Origin of the sequence: Arachidicoccus sp. (genome assembly GCF_050436765.1) — a bacterium.
Classification (GTDB): domain Bacteria; phylum Bacteroidota; class Bacteroidia; order Chitinophagales; family Chitinophagaceae; genus Arachidicoccus.
Genome location: NZ_JBNQGD010000405.1, coordinates 1 through 11,794, shown reverse-complemented (window position 1 = coordinate 11,794; position 11,794 = coordinate 1). Strand labels below are relative to the sequence as shown.

Genomic DNA, 11,794 nt, shown 5'->3' with positions numbered 1-11,794 from the left:
AATCGTCGTACACGGCACAGTAAAAACGGCAAGTAAAATTAAATCATTTGCCGTTTCTTATTATTTATCATAAACGCTTTTACTTTTTCAAACCAATCTCCTTCAACCGTTCGTTCAAATATTCTCCTGCTGTAATATCTTCATAAGCTTTTGGATGATTTTCATCAATACAGTTTTTCAAACAAGCCAAGCTCATTTCACTACGAGGATGCAAAAAGAAAGGAATAGAATATCGACTGGTATTCCATTTGTCACGAGGTGGATTTACTACACGATGGGTTGTACTTCTCAACTTATTATTCGTAAGTCGCTGTAACATGTCACCCACATTTACAACAATCTGATCAGGTTCGGAAGTAGCACTCACCCATTCATTATCTTTATTCATTACTTGCAAGCCATCTGCGGAGGCGCCTACCAATAGGGTAATCAGATTGATATCTTCATGTTGCTCCGCGCGAATAGCAGATTTAGGCTCCTGTGTAATAGGCGGATAATGAATACAACGAATAATGGAATTACCATTGTGTATATATTGATCAAAATAATTTTCCTCTAACCCCAAATATATTGCAATTGCCGAAAGCAAAGCTTTTCCACTATTTTCAAAATGACGAAAAGCCTGATAAAGTGTGGGGGCCAATTGAGGCACTTCTTCAACGGAAATATTAGGTGGGTAATCCTCTAATGGCATCTTTTCTCCTTCCGCCGTTTGTCCATATTGAAAAAACTCCTTTAAGTCTGGTGCATCAAAACCTTTGGCATGTTCCTGTCCAAAACTGGTATAACCACGTTGACCGGCTAATTCTGGTTTCTGATAATTTAGTTTTTGGAGAACAGCAAGACTGAAAAATGCTTTTACATATTTGTATAAATCATCTATTAATGATTGTGGAATGCCGTGGTTTTTTACTGCAACAAAGCCTACATCTTCATAGGCTTTACCTAATTTATGCACAAATAAATTACGTTGAATGGGTTCCCCTTTTAGGAACTCTGATAAATCAACAACTGGTATTGCCATATTTATGCTATTTTAATTTTGCTAAATATTCTCTAGATAACATATAAAGAAACAAAAAAAAATCAACTTTCCAAAAGAAGTTTTCACAAATAACTAGTTTAGCTTTTTATAAAATAACCATTATTTTTACTAAGTTTTTAACAGCTTGCAATTACAATTAAATTACATTTGCCCATTAACAAAACAAAGCCATCGCATGGCAAAGGAAAATTATTAAGAATGAGGAAATATTTTATAGCTACTATTCTCGTATTATTCGCTGTTAGCGCAGTAAATGCCCAAGCGAATGACAGTGCTTATATTGCCAGCAAAGATTCTCTTAGCTTGACGCAGCCACAAAACATTCAAACGAAAACGAAAAAGCAATTTGGCAATATTGATTTAAGTCATCGCGCCGGAGATCATTTTATGTTCCAATTTGGCGGCGTGGGCTGGTCTGGCGCCAATAGTGATTTTGCATTTAAAGGGTTTAGTCGCGAGTTTAACGCAGCATTTATGCTTGACAAACCGTTTAAAACGAATCCACATTATAGCTTGGGATTTGGTCTGGGCTATAGTAGTTCTAATGCCTTTTTTAATAAAAAGAATGTGGATATAGCCTCTTCCACTACCCTTACTGTTAGTACGACTTCCAATATATTTAAAAAATATAAAATAGTTTTAACTTATGCAGAAATTCCACTTGAATTAAGATACAGTGCCAATATGGAAAACCCTTCCAAGGGGTTTAGATTCGCAGTTGGTCTGAAAGGAGGCCTTCTTTTAAGTGCGCACAGTAAAGGGAAAGATGAGTTAAATTCTTCCGGAACAAGTCTTTATGGCCCTGCTTTTATACAAAAAGAGTATAGCAAAAGATTTTTTAATACTACCAGAATAGATGGCACTATGCGGGTGAGTTATGGCTTACTATCACTTTATGGCACTTACCAGCTTACACAATTAGTAAAATCAGGCTTGGGACCAGTTATACATCCATATTCCATTGGACTAGGCATTAGTATAATGTAACGCCAGCTAAATAATTCTACAGGATAACTTGTATTATCTTTGTAAAAATTAAAGTTTTGATAGACAAACAAAAGAGTATTAAGGAAGAAGAAACAGCCATTTTAGTAGGGGTGATTCAGGAAGGTCAAACAGAAGCACAACTGACGGAATATTTGGATGAGTTGTCTTTTTTGACAGAAACCGCCGGTGCAAAAACAATTAAACGTTTTCAACAGAAACTAAGCCAGCCGGACAGCAGAACATTTGTTGGAAAAGGAAAATTGGAAGAAATAGCTAATTATATAAAGGGCAGAACTGTCGACCTGCTAATTTTTGACGATGAACTAACCGGCTCTCAAATCAAAAATATTCAGGAAGTCGTAAAAATAAAAACCCTCGACCGAAGCGATTTGATCTTAGATATTTTTGCTCGCCGCGCACGCACAGCGCAGGCAAAAGTACAGGTGGAGTTAGCACAATATCAATACATTCTTCCGCGTTTGCGAGGTATGTGGTCCCACTTAGAAAGGCAAGGGGCAGGTATCGGTTCACGCGGCCCCGGTGAAACGGAAATAGAGACAGATCGTCGTATTGTAAAAGACAAAATATCCCTGCTGCGCAAGCGCCTCAAAGAAATAGATAAGCAATCTTTCACTCAACGCAAAGAACGAGGTGAGTTTATACGCGTATCGCTGGTCGGCTATACCAATGTCGGCAAAAGTACCATTATGAATATTCTCAGTAAAAGCGACGTGTTTGCTGAGAATAAATTATTCGCCACCCTGGATACTACTACAAGAAAATTAGTGTACGAAAACACGCCCTTCTTATTGAGTGATACTGTTGGTTTTATCCGAAAGTTACCGCACCATTTAGTGGAGAGTTTTAAAAGTACCCTGGATGAAGTGCGCGAGGCCGATATTTTAATCCACGTAGTCGATATTTCACACGAACAGCACGAAGACCAATTAGGTGTTGTAAACAAAATATTACAAGAGATTGGGGTAGCTGACAAACCCGTCATTACGGTTTTCAACAAAATGGATTTATATGCTGAACGCAATTTTGACGAATGGCTGCAAGAAGATATTAAGCATCAAATATTGCAAGAATTAAACGAGAAATGGCACAACATTACTGAAGGAAATAGTATATTTATTTCTGCGAAGGAAAAGCAGAATATCGAGCAGTTGCGCAATTTCATTTTGGCACGCGTACGTGAAATGTACACAATTCGCTACCCTTATAAAGAGCAGCTTTTTTAATTGGAGGGGTTTGAAAAAAGCTCCTTTTCGACCTATGTTCCATTATTCCCGCAAATAGGGGAGTCTAAAATATCAGAGATGCCTTTTTATAAAATAGCCGGAACCATTTTCGATATTGCTTTTGCCGAAAATAATTTATGTAATGTAACTGTTGGTAGCAAGCAAATTACTCTGGCTAGAATAGAAAATCAACTTTTTGCCTTTGCCGAAAAATGCCCACATGCCGGTAATCTATTATCCGAAGGTTATCTGGATGTCAAGGGTTGCGTCGTTTGCCCTATGCATGGCTATCGTTTTGCCTTACAAAACGGTAGAAACGTTACAGGAGAGGGATATAAATTGAAAATTTTTCCTGTTGAAAAAAGAGAAGACGGTTGGTATGTGGAAATGTGAACGGCTCACTCATGGCAGAGCGATGGGTTGGACTTTGAAGCTCATAGACTTACCCAATGGTAATGCCTTACTCCGTTTTTGTTAAGTGTCCGAGTTAGTTCCTAAACGAGACAGTATTTTTAAATCTTGTTGGTCGCTGCAGCCCATCCACACCCGCAACGGATGGCTTTTGCGCTCCTTTTTATAAAAATCCTGAGATCTTTCTGCAGTAAATAAAGCATCTCAGGATTCAGTTTAATCTTCAAAAAAGAATTAGTTAACCAATAAAGGCATCATTAATAACAATAAATCTTCATTAGGCTCTTGCTCTATGGGTTTTATCAACCCTGCCTTAGAAGGAGTAGAAAGTTCTACTTTTACTTCATCAGAGTCTGCCGCATTCAGCATTTCACTTAAGAATTTTGCGTTAAACCCTATTTGAATAGGTTCTCCGTTATATTGACAAGATAAGCGTTCATTTCCTTCAAAATTAAAGTCCACATCCTGTGCGCTTAATTGTAATTCACTACCTGAAATAGAAAGAACAACCAAGTTGGTGCTTTTGTTCGCAAATACATTCAAACGACGAAGACCGCTGGCGAAGGTCGCTTTATCCAACGTCATCACATAAGGATTGGAAGCCGGAATAACTACTTTATAATCGGGAAAACGTGCATCAATCAATCGACAAATAAGAGAAGTATTTTCATGTTTAACGAAAAGGTGATTCGCTGTATGGCTGATTATTAAAGCGTCTTCATTATCGGGCAATACATTTTTTAAAACATTGAGCGGCTTACGAGGAACGATAAAACTACCTGTTTCACCGGGTGCTACGTCGGTGCGTTTATATTTTACCAATCGATGTGCATCTGTGGAAACAAATTGAATTTCTTTTTCACTCAATTCAAAAAACACTCCAGTCATCGCTGGGCGTAAATCATCGCTACTTACCGCAAAAAGTGTTTTATTGATGGCTGTCAATAACGCCGCGCTCAATATGGTAAAACTGCTGGATGCTTCATCAGATGGGTCTTTGGGAAAGTTATCTGAATTTTCACCCATTATTTTATATTTACCGTTTTCGCTGGTAATTTCTATTGCGAAACTTTCATCAATACTAAATGTTAATGGTTGGTCTGGTAGGGCTTTCAATGTATCTAACAATATTTTTGCAGGCACACAAAAACGGCCATTTTCATTGCTTTCTATACCGATTTGCACACGCATTACCGTTTCTAAATCGGTGGCGACTATCATCAATTTTTTATCAGTAATTTCAAACAGGAAATCCTCTAGCACTGGCAGAACCGTGTTGCTACTTATAACACCACTAATTTGTTGTAGTTGTTTTAATAAAGTAGAAGAAGAAACAATAAATTTCATCTGGATAGTTTTTATTTATTTTTATATTGTCAAATGGAACTTAACCTTCTGTTCCCCACATCTCGAACTGCAATTTTACTAATTAGAAACGAAACGAGAAAAATTATTAACTAACATTGTTTATAACTTTACTTTCTTTTCTATTTTACAGAAAACATTAGGTTTGCAATATCTTCCAACTTTAAACGTCCTTTTCGCTAAAAATGCAACCACTTACGCCATCACAAGCATTACAAAAGATAAAGACTTATTGTGCCTATCAGGAAAGAAGTCATCAAGAAGTAAAAGACAAATTATATGGATTTGGCCTGTATAAAAAGGATGTGGAACCGATAATGGCAGAACTCATTGAAGAAAATTATTTGAATGAAGAGCGCTTCGCCCAAATGTTTGTCGGTGGAAAATTCAGGATAAAACAATGGGGAAGAATAAAAATCATCAATGAACTGAAACAAAAAAAAGTAAGCCCTTACAATATAAAAATAGCGCTTCGTGAAATAGATGAACCTACTTATTTGCAAACATTAGAAAAAATGGCTTTGAAAAAATGGGAAAGCTTAAGAGCAGATCAATACATTGTGCGAGAAGAAAAAACCACAAAGTATTTAATGCAAAAAGGATATGAAATTAATTTGATAAGAGAAGTACTTCAAAAAATAAGAAGCAAAAAATAACCCTTACAACTCCACCTGGCTTAATATTCCGAGTAATTTAAATACTTTTTGACAAGCATTATTTATGGCCTCATCTATTTTCCAGTTTTGTTTATTACGCTCCCCCACATAATTTGAAACACCGCGAATTTGCAGAAATGGAATTTGGTATTGGAGTCCACAATAATGCAACGCCGCTCCCTCCATGCTTTCTATTTTACATTCATATTTATTCTTTAATTTGTCTATTCGTTCTTTGTTTGTAGAGATTTCATCAATGGTAATCGCCTTTATTGCCGGTAACTGCAACAAATTATATTTTTCTGTAAAAGGGTTTTTTAGGCCTGTTTTTTGAAAAGGGGCATAATTGGGCTGCAGTAAATTCAAATTAAAAATATCCAGCCATTCTCCATTTTCTTCTACACCGCAGCTGCCCAAAAATTCCTCTTCCACCAAAACGACATCTCCCAAAATGCAGTTCGAATCAAAAGTACCGGCAATGCCAACTTGAATAATGAAGTCGGGTTTTTCCGCCCACATCATTTTTTGAATAGAAAAAGTACTTTGCAAAATTCCTACACCAGCATCGTGGAAACGAATATTTTGCCAGTCTTTACTTTTAACCAACTCTTTTAAAGGTCGCACTTCAAATTTAGTCGCAGAGGTAATTACAATTTTCATTTGCCAAAAGTAAAAATTAAAAAGCCAAAAGCACAGATTCTCCATTCATAAATTACGCCGTAGTTGCCATCATGGCAGCAAAATAATTTTGGTATCCTCTTTGATTCAAAGGCTTTGAATAATTAACTTTTAAATTTTTAATTAGAGCAATATGGAAAAGGGTCAAATAAGGGTTCATACGGAAAACATTTTTCCGATCATTAAAAAATTCTTATACAGCGAACATGATATCTTTTTGCGTGAGTTGATAAGTAACGCAGTGGATGCCTCCCAAAAAATTAAAACACTTTCTTCCATCGGAGAAGCTAAAGGAGAATTGGGCGAATTACGCATCGATGTTTCTTTAGACAATGAAAACAAGACCCTAACCATCGCTGATCATGGCGTGGGTATGACTGCAGAAGAAGTAGACAAATACCTGAATCAAGTGGCCTTTAGCGGTGCAGAGGAATTTTTAAACAAGTATAAAGATGCTAGTATCATCGGGCATTTCGGTCTTGGTTTTTACAGCGCTTTTATGGTGAGCGACAAAGTGGACGTTTTTACCAAAAGTTTTAAAGACGAACCTGCTACCTTCTGGAGTTGTGATGGAAGCCCGGCCTACGAAATTGGCGAAACAGAAAAAGATGATCGGGGAACAAAAATTGTCTTGCATATTAACAGTGATAGTGAGGAGTTTTTAAATGCTGACAAAATTCGCGGCATTCTGGAGAAATTCTGCAAATTCTTACCAATTCCTATTTTCTTTGAAGACAAGCAAATCAACAATACCGATCCACTTTGGGTAAAGAAGCCGTCCGAATTAACGGAGGAAGATTATAAAAATTTCTACAAAGAATTATATCCATTTGGCGAAGCACCCCTGTTCTGGATTCACTTGAATGTAGATTATCCATTTAACTTGACAGGCATTTTATACTTCCCCAAAATCAAACAGAGCTACGAAATACAAAAAGATAAAATACAATTATATAGTAATCAGGTTTTTGTAACCGATGAAGTAAAAGATATTGTTCCCGAGTTTTTAATGTTGTTGCACGGTGTTATTGATAGCCCAGACATCCCATTAAATGTAAGTCGTAGTTATCTACAGGGGGATCCGAATGTGCGTAAAATAAATGCACATATCACCAAAAAAGTTTCTGACAAATTGGAAGATATTTTCAAAAATGACAGAAAATCTTTCGAAGAAAAATGGGAAAGCATCGGCTTGTTTGTGAAATATGGCATGATGACCGAAGACAAATTTTTGGACAAGGCCAATAAATATTTCTTAATGCAAGACGCGTTAGATGAAAAGCAATTCTACACTTCGGAAGAATATAAAACCGCTGTTGAATCTTTACAGAAAAACAAAGAAGGCAAATATGTAGTCTTATACTCTACTGATTTGGTTCAGCAGGATGCTTACCTGAAAGCGTGTGCCGACAAGGGTTATAAAACGGTACGTTTTGAAACAATTGTAGATGCTGCTTTTGTAAACAATATGGAAATGAAGTGGAGCGATATACAATTTACACGCGTGGATGCCGACATTGTGGATAATTTGATTGACAAAAATGAAAATGCAGATAGCATTTTAAGTAAAGAAGAAGCAGAAATTTTGAAATCGCTTTTTGGTGTTCATATACCTAATTTAAATGTGACAGTTGAAGTAAAAGGACTGACTCCGCAAACTGCGCCAGTAGTGGCTACCCGGCCCGAATTTATGCGCCGCATGAAAGACATGGGTGCGGTAAGTGGTGGGATGGCTTCCTTCTACGCCAACATGCCTGATGAAGTCACCCTAACGATAAATGGTAATCATCCAATATATCAGACATTGTTAAAAGAAGAGGACAAAACGCAACAAGAAAAACAAACCCGCAATTTAGCCGACTTAGCATTGCTTTCGCAAGGGTTACTAAAAGGTAGCAATTTGACCGAATTTATTAATAGAAGTGTGGAGTTGATGAGTTAATCGAATTTGTTTTTTTCGTAATAAAAGCCAATTAGCCATTTATCGCTAATTGGCTTTTATATTATTGATATTTAAACATATTCAAAAGGTGCGAACTCCCTTTATCTATTAAATAAATGAGGAGCGCCTAACAGCACAAAGGTTTCTGGTTCCAATATTGTTTACACTACAAGCTATTATCACCGTCAATCCAACCACCAAGAGCACCCAATATGCTTCCTTCCCCTTTTTGCTTGTAAGTGCCATAAGCTAGAATTCTTCCGGCTAGACGGCTGATTGGTAAAGTTTGTATCCAGACAGTTCCAGGACCCTGCAATAAAGCAAAGAATACGCCTTCACCGCCAAATAAGGTATTTTTGATGCCTCCGATAAATTCGATATCATAACTTACACCTCCGGTAAAACCTACGATACAGCCCGTATCTATTTTTAACCTTTCTCCCGGCTGCAAAACTTTTTCTACAATATGGCCACCTGCATGCATAAAGGCCATACCATCACCTTCTAATTTTTCCATAATAAACCCTTCACCGCCGAAAAGTCCCGTACCCAACTTTTTTTGAAATTCAATACTTACCGAAACGCCTTTGGCAGCGCAGAGAAATGCGTCTTTTTGACAAATCACCTTTCCTCCTAATGCATTTAAGTTTAGGGGAATTATCTTCCCGGGATAAGGAGCCGCAAAAGATACATGCTTTTTGCCCTGCGGCGCTACATTCGTATAAGCCGTCATAAACATATTCTCTCCGGCGAGCAAGCGTTTACCCGCAGAAAAGAGTTTGTTTAAAATGCCGTCGTTTTGAGCGCTTCCATCACTAAAAATAGTTTGCATTTGAATGCCGTCTTCCATCATCATAAAACTGCCTGGCTCGGCAATAGCGGACTCCTGCGGATCAAGTTCCACTTCTACATACTGCATTTCTTCACCAATAATTTTATAGTCTATTTCGTGGTTTTGCATACCTGTATTTTTATTTTAAAAAATCTAAATAAGTGTTTTTTTATCAGATAGAATACGCATTTCCGATTGAGGAAATGGAATGGGAATATTATTTTTATCCAAAGCTATCTTTATATTTTCCCGATTTCTGTACAAAACAGTCCAATAATCCGTCGTATTAATCCATGCTTTGATAGATAAGTTAACCGAGCTGCTGGCCAACTCATTTACGTTTACCTGCGGTGCCGGCGTTTGGAGAATTTGTTTATCCTTTTCCAAAACGCTCAGGATTACCTCCCTTGCCTTTTGAATATCTGAGTCATAAGAAATGCCAATGATATATTCAGCGCAGCGGGTTTCTTTTTGTGAATAATTGGTAATTACCGCGTTAGCCAGAGGTCCATTGGGCGCATATACAGCAATGCCATCACCCGTTTTCAAGGTAGTGTACAAAATATCAATTTTTTCGACTGTCCCTGCAACACCATTGCTAGACGAAATATATTCGCCTACTCTAAAAGGTTTGAATAATAAAATAAGCACACCGCCTGCAAAGTTGGATAAACTACCCTGCAATGCCAAACCAATGGAAAGGCCCGCAGCACCAATTACCGTGAGAAAAGACGTGGTTTCTATTCCCATCATAGACACCACTGTAAGAATCAATAAAATATACAAACCAAAACGGATAATGCTCCTAAGGAAGTCGCGTAAAGAAATATCTACTTCTTTTGACTCAAAGCGGTGATTAACAAGTTTGATAATTATCTTTATCAGCCATCTGCCGACAAAAAAGAAAATAACGGCTAGCACTATACTTAGGCCTTTGGTTACTATCAATGTTTTCAAAAAAGTTAATATGTTTTGAGAATCTTTCATTCAGCTTTTAATTTTGACGATAATCTGGCTAAGATACAAAATAACCTTCCGAGGGTAGGCTACCAATGTTTTAATATTTGTTTAAATGATTTCATTTCCTCTTAACTACTAGGAGATAGGAATGGCGGATGCATTCTTTAATGAGTCCTGCCGGTAGACTCCCGTCAATTATTAAGGTATTCCAATGCTTTTTGTTCATGTGGTACCCAGGTATAATGGATGCATATTGTTCCCGCAATTCAACTGCTTTGTCCGGGTTACACTTTACATTTATCCGCAATTGTGCGTTGTCAAAACTCATTAGTAAAAATATCTTTCCAGAAATTTTATACACAAAAGTTTCTTCACCAAAGGGAAAACATTCTTCAACTTGTTGGTCAAGAGCGAGGGTGTAATCGCGAATTTCATCTATATACATGAAGAAAGTTTTTCTCAAAATTAAAATTTCCCGCGGATATGCTCGACTTAAAAAAAATTTGGAATTAAATTTTTTTTTGTAATATTGCATCACAAACAGACAGTTAGTACACAGCCATGCACATCTAAGTTTGTTTTTTCAATATCAACAATTATCTTTTATTCTTCATTTACTCATTTAATTTTAATTAAAGAACTGCGCTTTATCTATTAAATGCGCCAAGGATGAAACCCTTCATTTCAATTTATACCTATTTATGTACGACATTTTGCAATTGAACGATATGTTGGTTCCTGAACTTTTAGACGTTGCGGAACAGCTAAAAGTCCCCGTTTCTAAAAAAAGTGACAAACAGGAACTTATATATAAAATACTTGACAAACAAGCTGTAGATTTAAGCGCGGAGAAAAAAAGCGCCACTGAAAAACCATCCAGAAAACGTACTGTAAAAGCTACGACAGCCAACACGACAGAAGAGGCTGAAGTAATGAGTAAAGAAGCGCCCGAAGGAAAAAAAGAAGAGAGTGATCCAAAAAAACTCCCCCGAAAACACATAAAGAAAGCAGCCCACAAGGCACAACCTGCTGAAAACAAGGATGTAAAAGCAAAAGAGGCAACAGGAAAGAGACCTGAAAATAAAGATAGAAAAGAAGCCAGCTTTTCAAAAGATAAAGAAAATCAAGACAATAAGAATCTGTCAGACGACGAAGAATTACCCAAGATATCCGATGCATTTTTGGCACTCCTAAGTAATAATGAAGGAGATATCTCGGTAGAAGAACTAGAAAAAATGGACGAAAAAGATATCGTCCCCCCCTCCACTCCAGAACGCATTGCTCAAAAACATGTAAAAAGAGAACCCGCTTTTAACATCGAATTTGATGGAATCATTTTGAGCGAGGGCGTTTTAGAAATGATGCCCGATGGTTACGGATTTTTACGTTCTTCCGATTACAATTACTTATCGTCTCCGGATGATGTGTATGTTTCTCCATCTCAAATAAAATTATTCGGATTAAAAACAGGAGATACTGTATTTGGCGCTGTACGCCCACCAAAAGATGGAGAAAAATATTTTGCACTTCTACGCGTAGAGACGATTAACGGTAAAGGTCCTGATGAGGTACGCGATCGTGTACCATTTGATTACCTCACACCACTATTTCCATTTGAGAAACTCAACTTATTTCAAAGCCCTTCGCATTATAGCACCAGGATAATGGATTTGT

Annotated in this window: 12 protein-coding genes; 6 read left to right on the top strand and 6 right to left on the bottom strand. The window is 37.1% G+C overall.

Going from position 1 to position 11,794, the window contains the following annotated elements; genetic code table 11:
• Positions 1-79: 79 nt before the first annotated feature.
• Positions 80-1,024 (bottom strand): isopenicillin N synthase family dioxygenase, encoded by a 945-nt coding sequence (locus ACQR30_RS16820; protein ID WP_429736925.1) that lies wholly within the window; start codon positions 1,022-1,024, stop codon positions 80-82.
• Positions 1,025-1,243: 219 nt separating this feature from the next.
• On the opposite strand from ACQR30_RS16820, the gene ACQR30_RS16815 reads away from it, so the two are divergent.
• The 3 genes from ACQR30_RS16815 to ACQR30_RS16805 all read left to right on the top strand — a co-directional run bounded on the left by ACQR30_RS16815 (position 1,244) and on the right by ACQR30_RS16805 (position 3,669).
• Positions 1,244-2,032 (top strand): outer membrane beta-barrel protein, encoded by a 789-nt coding sequence (locus ACQR30_RS16815; RefSeq protein WP_429736923.1) that lies wholly within the window; start codon positions 1,244-1,246, stop codon positions 2,030-2,032.
• A gap of 56 nt (positions 2,033-2,088) precedes the next feature.
• A complete protein-coding gene (gene hflX, locus ACQR30_RS16810) occupies positions 2,089-3,276 on the top strand; it encodes a GTPase HflX (protein WP_429736922.1) in 1,188 nt (395 codons plus the stop codon).
• A gap of 78 nt (positions 3,277-3,354) precedes the next feature.
• Positions 3,355-3,669: a Rieske (2Fe-2S) protein gene (locus tag ACQR30_RS16805; protein WP_429736921.1), complete on the top strand. Its 315-nt coding sequence runs from the start codon at positions 3,355-3,357 to the stop codon at positions 3,667-3,669.
• Positions 3,670-3,921: 252 nt separating this feature from the next.
• On the opposite strand, the gene dnaN is transcribed toward ACQR30_RS16805, so the two are convergent.
• Complete coding sequence (gene dnaN / locus ACQR30_RS16800) at positions 3,922-5,034, bottom strand: DNA polymerase III subunit beta (RefSeq protein WP_429736919.1); 1,113 nt, start codon at positions 5,032-5,034, stop codon at positions 3,922-3,924.
• A 203-nt stretch (positions 5,035-5,237) separates the two neighbouring features.
• On the opposite strand from dnaN, the gene ACQR30_RS16795 reads away from it, so the two are divergent.
• The gene (locus ACQR30_RS16795; protein ID WP_429736917.1) at positions 5,238-5,708 is read left to right on the top strand and encodes a regulatory protein RecX; all 471 of its coding nucleotides are present in this window, start codon (positions 5,238-5,240) and stop codon (positions 5,706-5,708) included.
• A 3-nt stretch (positions 5,709-5,711) separates the two neighbouring features.
• Here the strand turns inward: ACQR30_RS16795 and ACQR30_RS16790 are convergent, their stop codons facing one another.
• On the bottom strand, positions 5,712-6,368 hold the full coding sequence (locus ACQR30_RS16790; RefSeq protein ID WP_429736916.1) for a hypothetical protein: 657 nt from the start codon (positions 6,366-6,368) through the stop codon (positions 5,712-5,714).
• Positions 6,369-6,519: 151 nt separating this feature from the next.
• Between ACQR30_RS16790 and htpG the strand changes: the two genes are divergently transcribed.
• Entirely contained in the window at positions 6,520-8,328 is a 1,809-nt protein-coding gene (gene htpG, locus ACQR30_RS16785; RefSeq protein ID WP_429736914.1) for a molecular chaperone HtpG, read from the top strand.
• A 166-nt stretch (positions 8,329-8,494) separates the two neighbouring features.
• Here the strand turns inward: htpG and ACQR30_RS16780 are convergent, their stop codons facing one another.
• The 3 genes from ACQR30_RS16780 to ACQR30_RS16770 all read right to left on the bottom strand — a co-directional run bounded on the left by ACQR30_RS16780 (position 8,495) and on the right by ACQR30_RS16770 (position 10,565).
• Positions 8,495-9,289 (bottom strand): TIGR00266 family protein, encoded by a 795-nt coding sequence (locus ACQR30_RS16780; RefSeq protein ID WP_429736912.1) that lies wholly within the window; start codon positions 9,287-9,289, stop codon positions 8,495-8,497.
• Between the two features lie 24 nt (positions 9,290-9,313).
• A complete protein-coding gene (locus ACQR30_RS16775; protein ID WP_429736911.1) occupies positions 9,314-10,147 on the bottom strand; it encodes a mechanosensitive ion channel family protein in 834 nt (277 codons plus the stop codon).
• Between the two features lie 91 nt (positions 10,148-10,238).
• Positions 10,239-10,565 carry an MmcQ/YjbR family DNA-binding protein gene (locus ACQR30_RS16770; RefSeq protein WP_429736910.1) on the bottom strand — a complete coding sequence of 109 codons (327 nt, stop codon included), beginning with the start codon at positions 10,563-10,565 and terminating at the stop codon, positions 10,239-10,241.
• Positions 10,566-10,821: 256 nt separating this feature from the next.
• Here ACQR30_RS16770 and ACQR30_RS16765 point away from each other — a divergent pair.
• Positions 10,822-11,794, top strand: a 973-nt coding sequence (locus tag ACQR30_RS16765) for a Rho termination factor N-terminal domain-containing protein (RefSeq protein WP_429736909.1), incomplete at its 3' end; no start/stop codon positions are given.

Coding starts and splice junctions, on each gene's coding strand:
- htpG (WP_429736914.1), top strand. CDS start 6,520: ATGGAAAAGGGTCAAATAAGGGTTCATACGGAAAACATTTTTCCGATC.
- ACQR30_RS16795 (WP_429736917.1), top strand. CDS start 5,238: ATGCAACCACTTACGCCATCACAAGCATTACAAAAGATAAAGACTTAT.
- ACQR30_RS16790 (WP_429736916.1), bottom strand. CDS start 6,368: ATGAAAATTGTAATTACCTCTGCGACTAAATTTGAAGTGCGACCTTTA.
- ACQR30_RS16780 (WP_429736912.1), bottom strand. CDS start 9,289: ATGCAAAACCACGAAATAGACTATAAAATTATTGGTGAAGAAATGCAG.
- ACQR30_RS16775 (WP_429736911.1), bottom strand. CDS start 10,147: ATGAAAGATTCTCAAAACATATTAACTTTTTTGAAAACATTGATAGTA.
- ACQR30_RS16820 (WP_429736925.1), bottom strand. CDS start 1,024: ATGGCAATACCAGTTGTTGATTTATCAGAGTTCCTAAAAGGGGAACCC.
- ACQR30_RS16770 (WP_429736910.1), bottom strand. CDS start 10,565: ATGTATATAGATGAAATTCGCGATTACACCCTCGCTCTTGACCAACAA.
- dnaN (WP_429736919.1), bottom strand. CDS start 5,034: ATGAAATTTATTGTTTCTTCTTCTACTTTATTAAAACAACTACAACAA.
- ACQR30_RS16805 (WP_429736921.1), top strand. CDS start 3,355: ATGCCTTTTTATAAAATAGCCGGAACCATTTTCGATATTGCTTTTGCC.
- ACQR30_RS16815 (WP_429736923.1), top strand. CDS start 1,244: ATGAGGAAATATTTTATAGCTACTATTCTCGTATTATTCGCTGTTAGC.